At 71.5% G+C, this 18,803-nt stretch carries 13 protein-coding genes and 2 pseudogenes; 4 read left to right on the top strand and 11 right to left on the bottom strand.

The features are described from left to right. Positions 1 to 116 precede the first annotated feature (116 nt). The 4 genes and pseudogenes from D455_RS30670 to D455_RS0115930 form a co-directional block, all read right to left on the bottom strand. A pseudogene (locus D455_RS30670) lies at positions 117 to 2,427 on the bottom strand (ComEC/Rec2 family competence protein). Positions 2,428 to 2,434: 7 nt separating this feature from the next. Next, entirely contained in the window at positions 2,435 to 3,406 is a 972-nt protein-coding gene (locus D455_RS0115940; RefSeq protein ID WP_017571712.1) for a ComEA family DNA-binding protein, read from the bottom strand. Between the two features lie 792 nt (positions 3,407 to 4,198). Then, positions 4,199 to 4,468: a 30S ribosomal protein S20 gene (gene rpsT, locus D455_RS0115935; protein WP_017571711.1), complete on the bottom strand. Its 270-nt coding sequence runs from the start codon at positions 4,466 to 4,468 to the stop codon at positions 4,199 to 4,201. Between the two features lie 217 nt (positions 4,469 to 4,685). Beyond that, positions 4,686 to 5,663 (bottom strand): hypothetical protein, encoded by a 978-nt coding sequence (locus tag D455_RS0115930; RefSeq protein WP_026122674.1) that lies wholly within the window; start codon positions 5,661 to 5,663, stop codon positions 4,686 to 4,688. Positions 5,664 to 5,900: 237 nt separating this feature from the next. Between D455_RS0115930 and lepA the strand changes: the two are divergent. Continuing rightward, positions 5,901 to 7,746: pseudogene (lepA, locus tag D455_RS30665) on the top strand (translation elongation factor 4). 60 nt (positions 7,747 to 7,806) lie between these two features. On the opposite strand, the gene D455_RS0115920 reads toward lepA, so the two are convergent. The 5 genes from D455_RS0115920 to D455_RS0115900 all read right to left on the bottom strand — a co-directional run bounded on the left by D455_RS0115920 (position 7,807) and on the right by D455_RS0115900 (position 14,801). Next, positions 7,807 to 8,712, bottom strand: coding sequence for a sugar ABC transporter permease (locus D455_RS0115920; protein WP_017571706.1), 906 nt, complete (start codon positions 8,710 to 8,712; stop codon positions 7,807 to 7,809). Then, positions 8,712 to 10,319 carry an ABC transporter permease subunit gene (locus D455_RS0115915; protein ID WP_017571705.1) on the bottom strand — a complete coding sequence of 536 codons (1,608 nt, stop codon included), beginning with the start codon at positions 10,317 to 10,319 and terminating at the stop codon, positions 8,712 to 8,714. Before D455_RS0115915 ends, D455_RS0115920 begins: the two co-directional genes overlap by 1 nt. A 2-nt stretch (positions 10,320 to 10,321) precedes the next feature. Next, a complete protein-coding gene (locus tag D455_RS0115910) occupies positions 10,322 to 11,566 on the bottom strand; it encodes a sugar ABC transporter substrate-binding protein (RefSeq protein ID WP_026122673.1) in 1,245 nt (414 codons plus the stop codon). A 269-nt stretch (positions 11,567 to 11,835) separates the two neighbouring features. Continuing rightward, positions 11,836 to 13,083 (bottom strand): sugar ABC transporter substrate-binding protein, encoded by a 1,248-nt coding sequence (locus D455_RS0115905; protein ID WP_017571703.1) that lies wholly within the window; start codon positions 13,081 to 13,083, stop codon positions 11,836 to 11,838. 116 nt (positions 13,084 to 13,199) lie between these two features. Next, positions 13,200 to 14,801 carry a glycoside hydrolase family 13 protein gene (locus D455_RS0115900; RefSeq protein WP_017571702.1) on the bottom strand — a complete coding sequence of 534 codons (1,602 nt, stop codon included), beginning with the start codon at positions 14,799 to 14,801 and terminating at the stop codon, positions 13,200 to 13,202. Between the two features lie 95 nt (positions 14,802 to 14,896). Here D455_RS0115900 and D455_RS0115895 point away from each other — a divergent pair, with 95 nt between their 5' ends. Both D455_RS0115895 and hemW read left to right on the top strand, forming a co-directional pair. After that, positions 14,897 to 15,985 (top strand): LacI family DNA-binding transcriptional regulator, encoded by a 1,089-nt coding sequence (locus D455_RS0115895; protein ID WP_026122672.1) that lies wholly within the window; start codon positions 14,897 to 14,899, stop codon positions 15,983 to 15,985. Between the two features lie 54 nt (positions 15,986 to 16,039). Further along, complete coding sequence (gene hemW, locus D455_RS0115890) at positions 16,040 to 17,272, top strand: radical SAM family heme chaperone HemW (RefSeq protein ID WP_017571700.1); 1,233 nt, start codon at positions 16,040 to 16,042, stop codon at positions 17,270 to 17,272. Between the two features lie 65 nt (positions 17,273 to 17,337). Here hemW and D455_RS35445 read toward each other — a convergent pair whose 3' ends face one another. Next, complete coding sequence (locus tag D455_RS35445; protein WP_017571699.1) at positions 17,338 to 17,646, bottom strand: DUF4870 domain-containing protein; 309 nt, start codon at positions 17,644 to 17,646, stop codon at positions 17,338 to 17,340. Positions 17,647 to 18,000: 354 nt separating this feature from the next. Further along, on the bottom strand, positions 18,001 to 18,330 hold the full coding sequence (locus D455_RS0115880; protein WP_040684914.1) for a DUF4870 domain-containing protein: 330 nt from the start codon (positions 18,328 to 18,330) through the stop codon (positions 18,001 to 18,003). Here D455_RS0115880 and D455_RS35915 point away from each other — a divergent pair. Next, positions 18,319 to 18,803: hypothetical protein (locus D455_RS35915; protein ID WP_206539267.1), on the top strand; the 485-nt coding region annotated here is incomplete at its 3' end. The genes D455_RS0115880 and D455_RS35915 overlap by 12 nt on opposite strands.

The raw sequence follows: 18,803 nt of genomic DNA, 5'->3' as shown, positions 1-18,803 counted from the left end.
CACCGACCGGCCGGACGCCGTTCCCCACACACGCGGCCCGAGGGGATCCGGCGGCGGTTCGCCGATGCGGCCCCACCAGTGGTCGCGGTCCCGTCAGTGTGTTCGGCTCCAGGCCGTCACCGCGCGGAATCCGGCCCGCGGACCACGGCCGCACCCGGTCCGGAGCCGTCGCCGTCCAGCACGGCCACGTCCCCGTCCCGGTCGGTGCGCAGGTTCACCCGCGCCACCCGTTCCAGCACGTTCCACGTGAAGGGCGCCGGATGCCCGTAGTCGTTGTCCGCGCCCACCGGGGTCACCGACACCACCGGGTCGGTGGCCTCCAGGAAGGCGGGTACCTGCGTCCCCGCCCCGTGGTGCGGAACGGCCAGCACGGTCACCGGCAGCAGGTCGGCGTCCGGCCCCTCCAACAACCTCCTCTGGGCCTCCTCCTCGATGTCGCCGGTCAGCAGTACCGTCAGCGCCCTCCCGTCCGCACGCACCACCACCGAGGCGTCGTTCACCGATCCGGTGAAACCCGGTTCCGGCCACAGCACGCGCAGCAGCCACGGCCCCACCCGCAGCCGCTGGCCGCGTTCGGCCTCCAGCAGTTCCACACCGGCCCCGGCCAGCAACCGCCCGGTGGCGCTGGCACCGAACCCCGGCGGCGCCAGCGCGGCGCCCACCCTCCGATGCCGCAGCACCCCGGGCGTTCCGTCCACGTGGTCGGCGTGGTCGTGGCTCAGGACCAGGAGCGGGACCTCGCGCACCCCCAGACGCGCCAGGCAGTCGTCGACCATCTCCGGATCCTCACCGGTGTCGGCGACCACCGCCGATCCGGGGCCCGTCGACAGGACGAACGCGGTGCCCTGCCCCACGTCGCACGCCACCAGCGCCCACCCCGGCGGCGGCCATCCGCCCGGTACGCACCGGGCGGCCAGGCCCAGGACCAGCACGGCCACCACCACGGCGGCGAACACACGGCGGAACCGTCCGTGCGTGAACACCAGCACCGCCAACACGGCGGCCAGGAAGAGCCCGCCCACCAGGTCGGACCGCCACGGCAGTGCGCCGTGGGGGACCCGGGCGCCCACCCCGGCCACCGCCGCGATCCAGCCCGCCCCCAGACCGGGCAGGTGCGCCGCCACCGCCGCCGCGTCCGGCCAGGGCACCGCCAGGGCCGCCACCGCCGACCCCGCCACGGTCACCGCCGCGACCACCGGGGCGGCCAGCACGTTCGCCGGGACCGCGACCCACGACAGCTCGCCCGACAACAGCACCAGCACCGGGGAGACCGCCACCTGTGCGGCCACCGCCACCGCGAACGCCTCCGCCACCGGACGCGGCAGCCACCCCGACCACGCCCGCGTCCACGGCGGTACCAGCAGTAGGATGCCCGCGGTCGCCAGCACCGACAGCGCTAACCCGAAGGAGGCGGCCAGCCCCGGTGCCACGAACAGCACCCCGACCACCGTGACGCCCAGCGCGCCGAGCCCCGCGTGCGCACGCCCCGTGGCCAGCGCCAGCAGTCCCAAAGACCCCATGAACGCCGCGCGCACCACGCTCGGCTCCGGTCGGCACACCAGGACGAACACCCAGATCACCGCCGCACCGCCCGCCACCGAACACCACGGCGGAGCCCGCAGCAGCCGGGCCGCCGCCAGCACGAAGCCGGTCAGCACCGCGAGGTTGGCGCCGGAGACGGTGAGCAGGTGCGTCATTCCGGTGGCCCGGAAGTCCTCGACGGTCTCCTGGGGCACCGCGGACACGTCGCCCACGATCAGCGCCGGAAGAAGCCCGCGTTCGGGCTGGGGCAGCCCGGAGGAGGCCTCACGCAACCGCTCCCGCACCAGACCGGCGAAGGACTGCAACCCGCCGGGGCCGCCCATACCCTCCGGCGGCCCCCGGACCAGCACCAGCGCGGCGGTGAGCGGTTCGTCCTCCGCGCCCAGGAAGACGCCCCGTGCCCGGAAGGTCTGCCCGGGCAGCAGCTCGTGCCAGCCCCGCCCCGAGGCCAGCACCACCACAGGCGCCCGCGACGCCCGTACCCCGTCCCGGCCCCGCACCCACGCGGTACGGGCCTCGACCACCCATTCCGCCCTCCCGGGACGGGGCATCCCCGACCGCGACCGTGGATCGGCCGTCACCACCGCCTCGAACTCCGCCTCCCGCTGGTGTCCGGCCGCCTCCCGGGCAGCGCTCTGGGCCACCCGGTGCACGTGGACACCGGTCACCGCGGCCACCNNNCGCGACCGCCTCCAGTGGCGGACGCGCCGCGACCAGGAGCCCGACCGCCGCGCATCCCGCCGTCCCGCCCAGGGCCCAGGCCGCCCACGGCGGTGCCGCGAGCGCCGCCAGCGCGGTGAGCCAGGCCACCACCGCGGGAACCAGGAGACGCAGGTCGGGCGGCCTGTCCAGTCCGTACGCGTCCGTTCCCAGCCACGTCACCACCTCCCGCTCACCCCACCGTCACGCGGTCTTCGAGGTCGGCGAGCACCTTCTCGCCGATCCCGTCCACGTTGACCAGGTCGTCGACACTCGTGAAGGGGCCGTGCTCCTCGCGGTGGGCGATGATGTTGTCGGCGATCACCGCGCCGACACCCGGCAGGGTGTCCAGTAACGCCCTGTCGGCCCGGTTGACGTTCACCAACCCGGTGGGCCCCGGCGTGCCGTCCCCGGGACCGCCAGCGGCCCCGGGGACGCCCACCAGGACCTGTTCGCCGTCGACCAGCGGGCGCGCCAGGTTGAGCAGGTCGAGGTCGGCGTCGGGCAGCGCGCCACCGGCCCTCTCCACGGCGTCGGCGACGCGCGACCCCGGAGGCAACGTGTACAGACCCGGTTCGTCCACCTCGCCGCCCACGTGCACCACCAGGTCCTCCTCCGGAGCCGGGGCTTCCGTCCCCCCGTTCCCCTCGGAGGCCTCCGCGGCGCCGTTCGCCTCCGTGACGGGGGCGGGCGCGGCACGGGTGGTCATCTCCGGCGTGGGCACCGTGGCCGGTCGGTGGTACAGGGCCAGCACCAGGGCGACGGCCAGCGCCCCCAGCACGATCAGCGCGACCACCGCCCGCCTGGACAGGGCCGCCCCGGGCGTCCACCACCGGGACAGCCTCTCCAGGAGCGGGCCGGACGGTGCGGGGTCGAACTCCGCGTACCCCGACGGCGGACGTTCCGGACGCCGGTGCCGCCCCTCGCCCGGGCCGCGCCGGGAACCGGGAGCGAACGCGCGGACCCCGCCGTGGGCAGCCTTCCCCGTGGCGGGTGCGCGGTCCTTCGCCGGGGCCCGTCCCGGACGTGGGGGAGGGCACACGGAGAGCAGGTCCTCGGGATCGCGTTCGGGCCAGGCGTCGGGGGCCCGGTCCGCGGGCCGGGCGGCGTCGCGGCCCCGGCCGGGGGCTCCGGTGGGGGTTCGGGCCTCCCGCTCCCGGAGCACGGAGTCGCTCGGTGCGTGCTCCTTCGGCGTGCTCCGAGGACCGGTGGTGGGCGAAGGCCGGGCCGCACGGTCTTCGGCGGTCTCCTGGGAGGGTCCTGTGGTTGGTTCGGAGGAGGCCGTGGCGGAGGTGCGATCGGTGCGGTCGCGGGAGGCCCCCCAGAACCCTGGATGGGCGGTGCGGGTACGACCGGCGGTCCCGGTCGAAGACCCGACGGCGGGGGCGGAGGAGACAGTGGCCGAGACGCGATCGGCGCGGTCGCGGAGGTCCTTCCGCGACATGGTCGTGGGAGCGTGGCCCCGGAAGAGCGCGCCCGGGGGCCGGCCGGCGGTCCCGGTCGAGGGAGCGGACGCACGTCCGCGGTGGGGCGTACCCGGTGGGCGGGGCACGTGTCCCCGGGAAGGAGCGTCAGCGGACGCCGGAGGCCGGTACGGGGTGTCCGTCCCGGGCACCGCGTAGGGAGGGCTCGGGACCGGTGAGACGCCGCCGGCCGGCGGCGCGGGCTCCACGGGCGGCCGGGGGATACGCGCCCGCAGACGTCGGGCGGCTGGGGAGGTCTCCAGGGTGAGTGCGCGGAGCCGGTCGTGCTGGTCGGGCGCGGGGGAGCGGCGCCGGGTACGGCGCTGAACAGTCATAGGACCACGTTAGAAAGCCGGAAACGCTGTGTCATCAGTCGTTCTCAGCCTGTGGAAAACTCCCGGTCCGGTGCTCTCACCCGCATGGACGTCGACGGAACGCGCGCAAGGAAAAACCCGGCCCGGTGTCGAGCACCGGACCGGGTCGGGCCGTCAGTCTCAGGCGGACTGGAGGCCGTGCAGGCGCTTGGCGATCGCGCTCTTGCGGTTCGCGGCCTGGTTCTTGTGGATGACGCCCTTGCTGACCGCCTTGTCCAGGGCGCGGGCGGCGGTGCGCTGCGCGACGGTGGCCTTCTCCACGTCCCCGGCCTCGGCAGCTTCACGGAACCTGCGAACGGCCGTCTTCAGCGAGGAGCGCACCGCCTGGTTGCGGACACGAGCCTTCTCGTTCTGCCGGATGCGCTTCTTCTGCGACTTGATGTTGGCCATGCGAAAACGTGCTCCAGTTGCTCTGATCATCGCGCCGGTCGGACCATGCGGCCCAGCTCGCGGGCAGCCGTTCCGCGAGAGGCCAGCGTGGGCGACGGCGCAGGGTGTGTGAGTCCACAGGGCTCAAATTCGAACGTGGAAGTCCGAGACACGGACTTCCAGTATGCCTTACTCAGTGACCTCAAGTGACCTCAGGAGCCCTCGACCGCTTTGGTCCCTATGGGAGCAACCACCCCTCGGCGTAGGCGGCCACGTCCTCCTCGTCCGCCTCGTTCCCCAGGTAGAACGCCACCCCCAGCGTCATCCCCTCCGGAGGGTCGGCCTCGGTCACGCCCAACCTGACGGCCTCCAGCGCGGTCACCACCGACTCGTCCGCGTCCTCGGGAGCCCACTCGCCGTCGCCGTCGTACGTGGGCAGGCCGAACCGCACCGTCACGTCCCCACGTCCCCGCAGGGCCGTCACCGCCTCGGTCACCTGCCGCACCACGAACCCGCCGTACAGCGCGTCACCGGGCATCCCGGCGCCCACCCCCGGCAGCACCACCTCGTCCGCGTGCTCGGTCACACGGTTCAGGTACCCCTTGGACCAGTACTTCTCCTCCTGGTTCAGAACGTACGAGGGCACCCGCCCACCCGGCACCAGTTCCACGTGGTGGGCCCGCACCGACAGGACCGGGTCCTCGCCCAACTCCCCGCGCACCATCGACATGAGCGTGGGGATCGACGGGTCGTTCACGGTCACCGGCCGGATCTCCAGGTGCACGCCCGCGAACCCGTCGGCGGCCACCTCGGCGACTGCCGGGGCGAGTGCCTGACGGGCCTCCTCGTCGAGCCGGTCCCGGATCAGCGACGACCCGCTCACCACGTGCCGCAGCCACGCCAGCGCGCGCACGTCGGGGTACTCCTCCTCCAGCCAGGACAGCAGCGCTCCGGTGCCCTCCACCCGTTCGACCGCGCCCTCGGCGTCGATGTCACCCGCGTACACGTACACCGTGTCCACCCCGCCGGTGTCGAGCACCCGCTCCAGGCCGGTGGTGTCCTCCCACGAGCCCACCCACGCCGCGTCGGTACCCTGGGAGACCGCCCACGACGCCGGTTCACCCGAGAACCGGGAGGCGAGCAGCACCGCCGCGCCCGCCGCCACGACCGCGATCGCGGCCACACCCGCCAGCAACCGTGTCAACAGCCACCTCAACCGCCCGCTCCTCCCACGTGCCGGGCCGCGCGCAGGCCCGTTCCCGCCTCCGGGTCGCATAATCTGGACACGAGTCCCACACCCGCGGCCCCATACTGCCGCACGGACCGCGGCCGTCCCCGTCAGAGGGTGACCCGCCGCCGTGGGATGATGGACGATGCCGTGGACCCACGCCGCGGCGGGGCGACGCCGCCGCGAGGCGCACACGACCCGGACCCGACCTGTGAACGGAGCACGGTGGCACAGCCGAAACAGCCGAACTGGACCGATCCCGCGCTGATCCGCAACTTCTGCATCATCGCGCACATCGATCATGGCAAGTCGACGCTGGCCGACCGGATGCTCCAGATCACCGGGGTCGTCGAGGACCGCCAGATGCGCGCCCAGTACCTGGACCGCATGGACATCGAGCGCGAGCGCGGCATCACCATCAAGTCGCAGGCGGTCCGGATCCCCTTCACCGCGCTCGACGACCAGCACTACACGCTCGACCTCATCGACACCCCGGGGCACGTCGACTTCACCTACGAGGTCTCGCGCTCCCTGGCCGCCTGTGAGGGCGCCGTCCTGTTGGTGGACGCCGCGCAGGGCATCGAGGCGCAGACCCTGGCCAACCTGTACATGGCGCTGGAGAACGACCTCACCATCATCCCGGTGCTCAACAAGATCGACCTCCCGGCCGCGCAGCCGGAGAAGTACGCCGAGGAGCTCGCCGGGATCATCGGCTGCGAGCCCTCCGACGTGCTCAAGGTCAGCGCCAAGACCGGTGAGGGCGTCGAGGAGCTGCTCAACGAGATCGTCAACCAGATCCCGCCGCCGGTCGGTGAGGCCGACGCGCCCGCCCGCGCGATGATCTTCGACTCGGTCTACGACACCTACCGCGGCGTGGTCACCTACGTCCGTGTCGTGGACGGCAAGCTCGGCCCGCGCGAGCGCATCCAGATGATGTCCACCCGAGCCTCGCACGAGATCCTGGAGATCGGTGTCAGCTCGCCCGAGCCCACCAAGTGCGACGGCCTGGGCGTGGGCGAGGTCGGCTACGTCATCACCGGTGTGAAGGACGTGCGCCAGTCCAAGGTGGGTGACACCATCACCTCCCTGAACAGGCCCGCCACCGACATGCTCGCGGGCTACCAGGAGCCCAAGCCCATGGTGTTCTCGGGCCTGTACCCGATCGACGGCACCGACTACCCGGTGCTGCGCGACGCCCTGGAGAAGCTCCAGCTCAACGACGCGGCCCTGGCGTTCGAGCCGGAGACCTCCGCCGCCNTTCGGCTTCCGCTGCGGCTTCCTCGGCCTGCTCCACCTGGAGATCACCCGGGCCCGCCTGGAGCGGGAGTTCAACCTGGACCTGATCTCCACCGCGCCCAACGTGATCTACCGCGTGGAGATGGAGGACGGCGAGGAGCACACGGTCACCAACCCCAGCGAGTTCCCGGCCGGGAAGATCGCCGGGATCTACGAGCCGATGGTCAAGGGCACGCTGCTCAGCCCCGCCGAGCACATCGGCCAGATCATGGAGCTGTGCCAGGAGCGGCGCGGCGACCTCCAGGGCATGGACTACCTGTCCGAGGACCGCGTGGAGATGCGCTACACACTGCCCCTGGCCGAGATCGTCTTCGACTTCTTCGACCAGCTCAAGTCCCGTACCAAGGGGTACGCGTCCCTGGACTACGAGCCCACCCACGAGAAGCTCTCCGACCTGGTCAAGGTCGACATCCTGCTCCAGGGCGAGGCGGTCGACGCCTTCTCCGCGATCGTGCACAGGGAAAAGGCCTACGCCTACGGCGTGGAGATGACCAAGAAGCTGCGCGAGCTCATCCCCCGGCAGCAGTTCGAGGTACCCGTCCAGGCGGCCATCGGCGCCCGGGTGATCGCCCGCGAGAACATCCGCGCGATCCGCAAGGACGTGCTCTCCAAGTGCTACGGCGGTGACATCAGCCGTAAGCGCAAGCTGCTGGAGAAGCAGAAGGAGGGCAAGAAGCGGATGAAGATGGTCGGGCGCGTCGAGGTGCCCCAGGAGGCCTTCATCTCCGCGCTGTCCACCGACACCGGCGGCTCCGACGACAAGAAGAAGAAGTAGTCGCGTCACACGGAAGGGGCGCCCCGAGCGGGGCGCCCCTTCCACGTTCCCGGGGCCGTCTCAGCCCTTGACCGCTCCGGCGGTCAGGCCCTCGGTGATGTAGCGCTGGAGGAACCAGAACACCGCGAGGGTGGGCAGGGACAGCATGATGGCGCCCACCGCGAACATCCCGAAGTTCGCGTTGCGCTGCGAGTCGACCAGCTGGTAGAGCCCCAGCCCCAGCGTCTTGGCGTCGGTGTCACGCAGGAACACGCTCGCCAGCAGGAACTCGTTGATGGTCGCGATGAACACCAGCAGTCCCACGATCGCCAGCACCGGGGTGACCAGCGGCACCATGATCCGGAAGAACACCTGTGCGTGCGAGGCGCCGTCCATCTGCGCGGACTCGTCCAGCTCCTTCGGCACGGTGTCGAAGAAGCCCTTCATCATCCACGTGTTGATGCTCAGCGCACCGCCCAGGTACACCAGCAGCAGTCCCCACCGGGTGTCGAAGCCGACCGCCGGGTAGTAGTCGCCGAGCGTGGAGAACATCAGGTAGATCGCCACGATCGCCAGGAACTGCGGGAACATCTGGATCACCAGGAGTCCGATCAGCCCCACCCTGCGACCGCGGAAGCGCATCCGGCTGAACGCGTACGCGGCCAGCGCCGACAGCAGCACCGTCACGGCGGCGTTGGCGAAGGCGAAGAACAGCGAGTTCGCGTACCAGGTGGTGAACGGGGTGTTGGTGAACAGGTCGACGGCGTTCTCCATGCTGGCCCCGGTCGGCCACAGCTGCGCGCTGGACAGCGTGCCCAGCGGGTTGAGCGCCGCCGACACCACGAACAGCACCGGAAAGACCGCGAAGGCCACGACCGCGAGCATCACCACGTGCCGCCAGCCGTACCTGCGGGCCCACAGGCTCAGACGGACTCCGGTGGTGCGCTTGTAGGGCGCGCGTACCGCCCCGGGGGTCTGGACCGCCATCAGTCCACCTCCTTGAGGGCCTTGCTCCTGCCGAGGCTGACCACGGACATCACCGACACGATCAGGAAGATCATCACCGACAGCGCCGCCGCGTACCCGTACTGGGCGGTGGCCTCGTTGAAGGCGAGCCGGTAGGTGTACGTGATGAGCAGGTCGGTGGCGCCGGCCGTGGGGTTGTCCGGTGAGAAGGGACCTCCACTGGTGATCAGCCACACGGCGTTGAAGTTGTTGAAGTTGAACGCGAACGTCGACACCAGGATCGGCGTCATCGCGACCATCAGGAGCGGCAGGGTCACGTGCCGGAACGACTGCCAGGGACCCGCGCCGTCGATCTGCGCCGCCTGCCCGAGTTCGCGCGGGATGGCCTGGAGGGCGCCGGTGGCCACCAGGAACATGTACGGGTAACCCAGCCAGACGTTGGCCAGGATCACCGCCGCCCGGGCCGTCCACGGGTCGCCCAGCCAGTCCACCTCCAGGCCGAGGATCCGGTTGAACAGGCCGAAGTCGGTGTTGAACATGTCCCGCCACAGCAGGAACATCGCCAGCGAGCTCATCGCGTACGGCAGGACCACCAGGACCCGGTACGCGATCCTGCCGCGCAGCTTCGGCGTGTGCAGGACGAGCGCGACCGCCAGGCCCACCACGAACACCAGGAAGGTGACGGAGAAGGCGAAGGCGATGTTCCACAGCAGGATGGTGAAGAACGACGACGCGAAGGTCGGGTTGAACAGGAAGTGGGCGAAGTTCTCGAAGCCCACGTTGACCTGCCAGCCCTGGGCCAGCCGCTGTCCGTCCTCGTCGTAGAACGCGCCGCGCTCGTTGTCCGCGTGGTAGACGACCCCGGTCTCGGAGTCGGTGACGCAGTCGCACCCCGCGTCGTAGACGCGGGTCGCGGTGCCCTCGAAGGCGGTGGACAGTCCGCTGGAGCGGATACCCGTGCCCTCACCGGTGGGGACGGCGAACTCCTGGAGTTCGTCGCTGCGCGCGTTGACCTCGGTGGGGGACAGGATCGTGTAGCCGAAGGCCTCGGTGACCCTGCCCGAGGGCCCGACCGTCGCGCCGTCGATCCCGGTGAGCCCCTCCTCGGTCCCGGCGTAGGCCCGCCCCTCGGAGTCGGTGAGCAGGAAGACCAGGTCACCGCTCTCGGGCGAGCCGGTGGTCGCCACGGTCAGGGCGTACTCCTCGGCCCCCTCCGCGCTGGTCACCGAGTACGCCTCGATCGAGGCGATGGCCTGTTCCTTGCCGCCCCGGTGGCCGTCGCTGAGGTTGGTCACCGAGGTGCTCATCGTGTAGAGCACCGGCAGGACCTGGAAGGCCGCCAGGAAGAGTACGCCCGGGAGCAGGTACTTGGCCGGGACGGTGCGCTTGGACAGGTAGACCCAGTAGACGAGTCCGACCACGGCCACGACCAGGCCGATGCCCCACCAGTTGCCCGCCACGTACAGGGGCAGGACGGCCCACACGCCCAGGGCGGTGAACAGGCCGAGGAGGGCGATCTTGACGAGTTGCCCGCCCAGCGAGCCGTTTCCGGCGAAACGGCCGCCCGGCAGGGGCGTGCGGGCGGGCGCCCCCCGGGAGGAGGCGCCCGCGTTCTTCTCGAAGGCCACCGCTACTCGCCGATCTGCGAGGCGATCGTGTCGTGGGCGCTCTCCATGGCCTCACGGACGTCGGTTCCGCCGATGATCGCGGCCTGGGCGATGCCGAGCGGCTCCCAGGTCTCGCCCATCTCCGGGATGGACGGCATCGGCGTGCCCTCGGCGCCGGCCTCGGCGATCGCGGCGACGTTGGGGTCGTCGGCCGAGACGCTCTCCAGGGCCTCGGTCTGCACCGGCATGCGCGGGTCGGCCTCGTAGAGGCTGAGGACGAACTCGGTGTCGGTGACGTAGTTGGTCACGAACTCCTGGGCCAGGGCGCTGTTGTCGCTGCCCTCGGTGACGAAGAAGGCCTGGTAGCCGATGTAGGGGCTGGCGGGCTCCTCACCCTCGAAGCCGGGGATGGCGCTGATCTCGTATTCGACGCCCGCCTCGTTGGCGTCGGCGATGTTCCACGGGCCCGCCACGAAGAAGGGGGCGTCGCCCTCGTAGAAGAGCGCGGCGTCGTTGTCGGTGCTGATGGAGCGGCGCAGCACGCCCTCCCCGGCCTCGCCGTACTCGGCGACCTTCTCCATGGCCGCGATCGACTCGTCCGAGCCCAAGCCCAGGTCGGTCGGGTCCCAGTCGCCCTGGTCGTCCCTGCCGAAGAGGTAGCCGCCCGCGGAGGAGAACAGCGCCTGCATCCGGTAGGGGTCGCCCTCCTGGCCCACGGCCATGGACAGGACCTCGCTGGTCTCACCGGACTCCTTGAGTTCGGTGCCGACCTCGACCATCTCCTCGAAGGTCTCGGGGGCCTCCGGAGCCAGGTCGGTGTTGCGCATGAGGAAGATGTTCTCCTGCGAGTACGGCACACCGAAGAGCTGGCCGTCGTACTGGAGGGCCTCCAGCGCGGTCTCGTCCAGACCGGAGGCGCGGTCCTGGGGCAGCTCGATGGGCTGCACGGCGCCGTTGCGCACCAGGTTTCCGGTCCAGTCGTGCGCGCCGATGAAGACGTCGGGGGCGTTCCCGGCCTGGTGGGCGTTGAGCAGGTCGCCCTGGATGTCGCCGAAGGACAGGCCCTGGACCTCGACCTCGATGCCGTTGGTCTCGGCGAACTCCGCGGCCGCCGCCTTGATGGCGTCGGCGCGCTCGGGGTCGGACCAGATGAGGAGGCTGCCCTGGGAGGTGTTCTCCCCGCCCTCGTCGGCGCCACCGCCGCACGCGGTCGCCATCAGTGCGATCGCGGCGATGCCCGTGACCGCTGGTGCGATGCGGAATCTCATGCTGTTTTCCTTCCGGGAGGCCGTGCTGAGGAGGTCGCGCATGCGTTCCGGCGGTGGCCCCGGGTCCGTCGCGAGCATGCGTGGTGATGTGACGCTAGCAATAACTTGCAAGCTTTGAAAGAGTTTGCGGGGCTTCTGCATAAAGATGTGGAAACGCCGTGGAAACGAGCGCGTGACCTCGTGCTCTGGGTGGCGGAGCGGTGACGGACGGCTGATCGTTCCTGTGATGATCAGGCATTTAGTAACACCATTGAACATGCCGGTGCGGACTACTCGATCCCGGCTCTGATCTGCGCCTCGGCCCCGGCCAGCGTCGACGCGGGGTCCGCGCCGCCGATGATGTCCGCGCCCGCCTGCCCGAACGGTCCCCACACCGCGTCCATCTCGGGGATCGCGGGCATCGGCACCCCTTCCTCGCCGGCGCGCTGGAACGCCTCCAGGTCCGGGTTGTGCTCCGCGACCTGTTCCAGGGCCGCCAGCAGCGCCGGAACCCGGGGGTCGGCGTCGTAGAGGGTCACCGAGAACGCCGGATCGGCCACGAAGTCGGACGCGAACTCCTCCGCCAACCCCGGGTCCGAGGCGCCGGAGGAGACGAAGAAGGTCTGCACGCCGATCAGCGGGCGGGCCGGACCGCCCTCGGCGAAGGGCGGAACCGGGCCGATGGCGTACGGGATCCCGGCCTCCTTGATCGGTGCCACGCTCCACGGGCCGGTGACGTGGAACGGCGCCGCGCCGCTGACGAACAGATCGGTCGCGGCGGTCGCGTCGACCTCCCGGCTCAACACCCCCGAGCCCGCCTCGCCCAGCTCGGCCAGCCGCTCGAAGGCCGTCACCGACTCCGGGGACGCCACTCCCAGGTTGGAGGGGTCGGGACCGCCGTTCCCGTCCTCCCCGAACAGGTAACCGCCCGCCGAGGTGAACAGCGGATGCAGGTGGTAGGCGTCGCCCTCCTCGCCGATCTGGAGGCTCAGCACACGCTCGGCCCGGCCCGACCGAACCAGCGCCGTACCCGTCTCCACCAGCTCCTCGAAGGTCTCGGGGGCCTCCGGGGCCAGGTCGGTGTTGCGTATCAGCGCCACGTTCTCGGTGGCGTAGGGGACCCCGTACACGCGCCCCTCGTGGGTGACGGCCTCCAACGCGCCCGGAGTGAACGCGTCGGTGTCCTCCGGGCCCAGGCCGACCGGGGCGATCGCACCCGCCGCGGCCAGCTCGCCGGTCCAGTCGTGCGGACCGACCAGGACGTCCGGTCCCATACCGCTCGTGTGGGTGCTCAGGAAGCTGGCGCGCAGCTCCTCGTGGTCGACCACGATGATCTCCACCCGCGCGTCCGCGGTACGCGAGTAGGCCTCGGCGAAGGTCGTCAGGGCCATGGCGCGCTCGTCGTCGGCCCACACGGTGATGACCCGTTCGGTCGGATCCGTGCCCGAGCCGTTCTCGGTGGAGCACGCGGTCAGGGCGAGCGCCACCACGCACGCGGTGGAGAGGAGGGGGAGACGGAAGGGTGGAAGGGACCTCACAGCGGCCTCCGGGGATACGGCGAGGCCCTGACGGGGCGCCGCCGGACGGGTCGGGGGGAAGGGGGCGGGGTGGAGGGAGGGCGGTGCCGGGCCGGGGCCCGGCACCGCGCGCGGACTCAGCCGCGCAGCCACACCGCCGTCTCGGCGGGCAGCTTCAGGGTGTCCCCGGTCGGCTCGTCGACCGGTCCGCTAGACAGCAGCACCTCGCCCTTGGCCGCGATCTCCACCGGCTCACCGGAGAGGTTGACCGCGACGCGCACACCGGGCTCGCGCTCGAAGTGGAGCACGTCGCCGGGCGCGTCCAGCCAGTTCATGGAGCCGTCGCCGAGCGCGTCCAACTCCCGGCGCAGGCCCAGCGCCTTCGTGTACAGCTCCAGGGTCGAGCCCTCCACGCCGCGCTGGGCGGCCCTGGACAGCTCACCCCAGCCCTCGGGCATCGGCAGCCACGGGACGCTTCCCTCGGGGCCGAACCCGTACGGGGCGTCCCCGCCCGTCCACGGAAGCGGCACACGGCAGCCGTCCCGGCCGCGGTCGGTGCGGCCCGACCTCTCCCAGGTCGGGTCCTGGAGCGCGTCCTCGGGCAGGTCGGTGACCTCGGGAAGGCCCAGCTCCTCGCCCTGGTACATGTACACCGAGCCGGGCAGGCCCAGCATCAGCAGCGTCGCCGCGCGCGCCCGGCGCAGCCCCTGCTCGCCGCCGCCGAAGCGGGTCACGTGGCGGGTCACGTCGTGGTTGGACAGCACCCACGTGGTGGTCGCGCCCACCGCGCCGTTGGCGGCCAGGGACACGTCGATGACCTCGCGCAGACGGTCGGCGTCCCACGGCGCGGTCAGGTACTCGAAGTTGAACGCCTGGTGCAGCTCGTCCGGGCGCAGGTAGCGGGCCACCCGCTGGGCGTCCTCCACCCACGCCTCGGCCACCAGGGCGCGGTCGCCCGGGTACTCGGCCGCGATCCGCGACCAGCGGCGGTAGATCTCGTGCACGCCGTCCTGGTCGAAGTACGGCAGCGAGGTGCTGCCGTCGAGCATGTCGGCCTTGGCGTCCTCGGCGATGTCGGGCAGCGCCGGGTCCTTGACCATGCCGTGCGCGACGTCGATGCGGAACCCGTCCACGCCCCGGTCCAGCCAGAAGCGCAGCACGTCGTCGAACTCGTCGTGCACCTCCTGGCTGGTCCAGTCGAAGTCGGGCTGCTCGGGGTCGAACAGGTGCAGGTACCACTGCTCGGGGGTGCCGTCGGGCCGCTTGAGGCGGGTCCACGCCGGACCGCCGAAGATCGACTTCCAGTTGTTCGGCGGCTGCTCCCCGTCAGGACCCCGACCGTCCCGGAAGACGTACCGCGATCGGGCGTGGTCACCCGGCTCGGCGGCCACGGCCTCGCGGAACCACTGGTGGGCGGAGGAGGAGTGGTTGGGAACGATGTCGATGATCAGGCGGATGCCCAGGTCGTGGGCGGAGGCCAGGAGGGCGTCGAAGTCCTCCAGGGTGCCGAAGCGGGGATCGACGTCGCGGTAGTCGGCGACGTCGTAACCGCCGTCGGCGAGGGGGGAGACGTAGAACGGGGTCAGCCAGATCGCGTCCACGCCGAGCTCGACCAGGTGGGGGAGACGCTCGCGGATGCCGGCGAGGTCGCCCTCCCCGTCACCGTTGGAGTCGGCGAAGCTGCGCACGTAGATCTGGTAGATGGCCGCGTCACGCCACCAGTGCGACTGAGGCTCCATCAGCGGGGGGCCTTCCTGTGGCGAATGCAAGTTCTTGCGCAAGATTACCGCCAACTTTCGGCCATGTGACGGCGATCTCGACTAGAGTTGCCCTCATGGGTCCACGACTTGCCGACATAGCGCGGCACGCAGGCGTCAGCGAGGCGACCGTCTCGCGGGTGCTCAACGACAAGCCGGGGGTCGGCAGCGACACCCGCAAGGCCGTCCTGACGGCGCTGGACGTCCTCGGTTACGAACGCCCCGCCCGACTACGGCAGCGTTCCGCCGGGCTGGTCGGCATGGTCATACCCGAACTGGAGAACCCGGTCTTCCCGATGTTCGCCCAGGCGGCCGAGGGGGCGCTCGCCCAGCGCGGGTACACGCCCGTGCTGTGCACCCAGACCCCCGGCGGGATAACGGAGGACGAGTACGTGGAGCTGCTCCTGGAGCGCAACGTCTCCGGAATCCTCTTCGTCTCCGGGCGCCACGCCGACGCCACCGCCCCCCACGAGCGCTACCAGGCCCTGGTCTCCCGGCGACTGCCGATCGTGCTGGTCAACGGATTCTCCGAGGCCATCCCCGCCGCCTTCATCTCCTGCGACGACCGGGAGTCCGGGCGCCTGGCCGTCAACCACCTCGTCGCCCTCGGCCACACCCGCATCGGCTTCACCAGCGGCCCCGAACGCTACGTCCCGGTCCGCCGCAAACTCGCCGGGTACCACCAGGCCCTGGCCCAGCACGGGCTGGACGGCCAGGACCTCGTGGAGCTGTCGCTGTTCGGGGTGGAGGGCGGCCACGCCGCCGCCAGCAGGCTCATCGAACGCGGCGTCACCGCCATGGTCTGCGGTTCGGACATGATGGCCCTGGGCGCCATCCGCGCCGCCCGCCAGCGCGGCCTGCGCGTCCCCCAGGACTTCTCGGTGGTGGGTTACGACGACTCCCAGCTCATCGCCTTCACCGACCCCCCGCTGACCACCGTCCGCCAGCCGGTCAACGCCATGGCGCTGGCCGCCGTGCGCGCCCTGTGCGACGAGATCGCCGGGCACGCCGTCTCCCACACCGAGTACGTCTTCGACCCCGAACTGGTCGTCCGCGGCTCCACCGCCATGGCCCCCGCCAGAAGGCACGCCCCCGGCACCCCCGCCCCCGCCACACAGATCGACACCACCCCCGAGCGGACCCCGGCCGACCAGTCCCGCGTCTGACCCCGCCCCCGGTCGGGGACCGGGGCACACCGTCCGGTCGGTGACACTGGAGTCATGCCTTCCGTTGCCCTCGACGGCGATCCCGTACCGCGCACCGGGGAACTGCCCGGGCAGTCCCTCGCCGAACTCGGCGGGCGACCCCTCGGGTTCTACGTCCACGTGCCCTTCTGCGTCACCCGCTGCGGCTACTGCGACTTCAACACCTACACGGCCGAGGAACTGGTCTCCCGCGACGGCACCGCCACCGCCTCCCGCGACACCTACGCCGACCAGGCGATCGCGGAGGTCGCGCTGGCCGACCGGGTCCTGACGGGGGAGCGCCCGCCGGTCAGCACGGTGTTCGTGGGCGGCGGAACACCCACCCTGCTGTCCGCCGAGGACCTGGGGCGGGTCGTCGCCGCCGTCCGCGACCGCTTCGGGTTCACCCCCGACGCCGAGCTGACCACCGAGGCCAACCCCGAAACGGTCACCCCGGACTACCTGGCACGGCTGCGCGAGGCCGGGTTCACCCGCGTGTCCTTCGGCATGCAGAGCGCCCGCCCGCACGTGCTGCGCGTGCTGGAGCGCGGCCACACGCCCGGCCGCCCGGAGCAGTGCGTGGAGTGGGCGAGGCGGGCCGGGTTCGAGCACGTCAACCTGGACCTGATCTACGGCACGCCCGGAGAGAGCGACGACGACTGGCGGGCCTCCCTCGCCGCCGCGGTCTCCGCGGGCCCCGACCACGTCTCCGCCTACTCGCTCATCGTCGAGGAGGGCACGCGCCTGGCCGCCCGGGTCCGCAGGGGCGAGCTCACCGAGCCCGACAACGACACGATGGCCGACCGCTACCTCATGGCCGACGAGATCCTCGCCGACGCCGGATTCACCGCCTACGAGGTGTCCAACTGGGCGCGCACGGCCGAGGGGCGCAGCAGGCACAACCTCCTGTACTGGACCGGCGGCCACTGGTGGGGTGTGGGGCCGGGGGCGCACAGCCACGTGGGCGGTACCCGCTGGTGGAACGTCAAGCATCCGGCCGCCTACGCCGCCCGCCTGACCGCCGGGGACAGCCCCGGCCTGGCCCGCGAGGTGCTCACCGAGGAGGAGCGCCGCTTCGAGCGGATCCTGCTGGAACTGCGCGTGGACCGGGGCTGCCCGCTGGACCTGCTCGAACCGCACGGCCGCGACGCGGCGAAGCGGGCCGTCGCCGAGGGCCTGCTGGACGCCGAAGCCCACGAGGCGGGCCGCGCGGTCCTCACCCGGCGCGGGCGTCTGCTCGCCGACGCCGTGGTGCGCGACCTCACCTGAGGGAGCCGGACGTCACGGAGGGGGTCCGGTCACCGACCGGACCCCCTCGTCGTGCTCACCGGGTCCTACTTCACCCAGCTGACGTTGAACGGATAGCGGTACCACTCGCCGCGGTTGGCGGCGGTGCCGCCCATGACGCCCAGGATCACCGCCATGACCCAGAGGGCGAAACCGGTCAGGTAACCGATGAAGACGAAGGACAGGACGGTGGAGATGACGTAGCCGATCAGCAACAGGAGCTGGAAGTTCAGCGCCTGCAACGCCTGGTCGCGGACGAAGGGGGACTCGTCCTTCTTGGTCAGGTAGATGATCAGGGGAACGACCCAACCGACGGAGCCGAGGATGCCGCCGCCCAGGTGGGCGAACAGGCCCATCTGACGCTCTTCGGGGTTGGGCTGGCCGGTCGTGGCCGACGAGGGGCCGTAACCGCTCTGCGGCGGAGGGTACNTGGCTGGTGGGCCTGGTAGCCGCCGGTCTGCTCCTGGTAACCGCCCTGCTGGTAACCGGGCTGGCCGGGCGGGGGCGGAGGGAAGCCGCCCTGCTGGTAACCGGGCTGGCCCGGCTGTCCCGGGTATCCGCCGCCGGGGTACCCGTGCTGGGAGGGGTAACCGCCGGAGCCCTCCTGGCCCGGCTGACGGCCCTGGCCGTAGGGGTCCTCGGGTGGTTGGTTGGGATGGGACATCTTGGTTCCTTCGTGTGGATGCGCTCGGTTCGGATCCGGGAGCGAATCACTTCAGCAGGCGGATGCTCACCGGGTAGCGGTACCACGTTCCCTTGTTGGCACCACTGGCACCTAGGACGCCGAAAACGATCGAAACGATCCAGATCAGGGCGATCAGGAGGGAGCCGATCCAGGACAGCCCCGGGAAGAAGATACCCAGACCGATGAAGACGACCCACGCGAAGAGGTACGGAATCAGCAGGGTGATCTGGAAGTTCGCCGCCTCCGAGGCGTGGTGCCGGACGAACGGCGACTGGTTGCGCTTGGCGAGGTAGACGGCCAGCGGCGGGATCCATCCCAGGCAGGCGATCACGAAGCCGGACAGGTGGGCGAGCATCGCCACCAGCGTTCCGTCGTCGCCGCCCGGGGCGGCGCCCGGCTGGGGCTGGCCCTGGACGCCCGGCTGTCCGTACGCCGCGGGAGCGCCCGGGTACGGGGGCTGCTGCGGCTGCCCGAACGCCTGCTGGGGCTGTTGGGGCTGGCCGTAGGGCTGTTGGGCGTACTCCTGGGGCGGAGCGTACGGGGACTGGGCGCCGGAGGGCTGCCCGTAGCCCGGCTGGCCCTGTTCCGGCTGCGGAGCGTACGGCGACGGAGCACCCGGCTGCTGGCCGTGGGCGGCCTGCTGCCCCTGCCCGGGCTGTGCGGGGGCGCCCTCGGGCGGGGCGAAACCGGGCTGCTGCTGGCCGTGGGCGGGCTGTCCGCCGGACGGATGGGCGTATCCGGGCTGGGGCGCGTACGGGGACTGGGCACCCGAGGGCTGTCCGTAACCAGGCTGCGCGGGGGCGCCCTCAGGCGGAGCGAAAGCGGGCT

This window comes from Nocardiopsis halotolerans DSM 44410 (assembly GCF_000341065.1).
Classification (GTDB): Bacteria; Actinomycetota; Actinomycetes; order Streptosporangiales; family Streptosporangiaceae; genus Nocardiopsis; species Nocardiopsis halotolerans.
The sequence above is the reverse complement of the archived record's forward strand: the minus strand, read 5'-3'. Positions and strand labels throughout refer to the sequence as shown.

Excerpts from the sequence above, each read along its gene's own strand:
- rpsT (WP_017571711.1), bottom strand. The coding sequence starts at position 4,468 with ATGGCCAACATCAAGTCGCAGAAGAAGCGCATCCGGCAGAACGAGAAG.
- D455_RS0115920 (WP_017571706.1), bottom strand. The coding sequence starts at position 8,712 with ATGGCGGTCCAGACCCCCGGGGCGGTACGCGCGCCCTACAAGCGCACC.
- D455_RS0115910 (WP_026122673.1), bottom strand. The coding sequence starts at position 11,566 with ATGAGATTCCGCATCGCACCAGCGGTCACGGGCATCGCCGCGATCGCA.
- D455_RS0115900 (WP_017571702.1), bottom strand. The coding sequence starts at position 14,801 with ATGGAGCCTCAGTCGCACTGGTGGCGTGACGCGGCCATCTACCAGATC.
- D455_RS0115895 (WP_026122672.1), top strand. The coding sequence starts at position 14,897 with ATGGGTCCACGACTTGCCGACATAGCGCGGCACGCAGGCGTCAGCGAG.
- hemW (WP_017571700.1), top strand. The coding sequence starts at position 16,040 with ATGCCTTCCGTTGCCCTCGACGGCGATCCCGTACCGCGCACCGGGGAA.
- D455_RS35445 (WP_017571699.1), bottom strand. The coding sequence starts at position 17,646 with ATGGGCCTGTTCGCCCACCTGGGCGGCGGCATCCTCGGCTCCGTCGGT.
- D455_RS0115880 (WP_040684914.1), bottom strand. The coding sequence starts at position 18,330 with ATGCTCGCCCACCTGTCCGGCTTCGTGATCGCCTGCCTGGGATGGATC.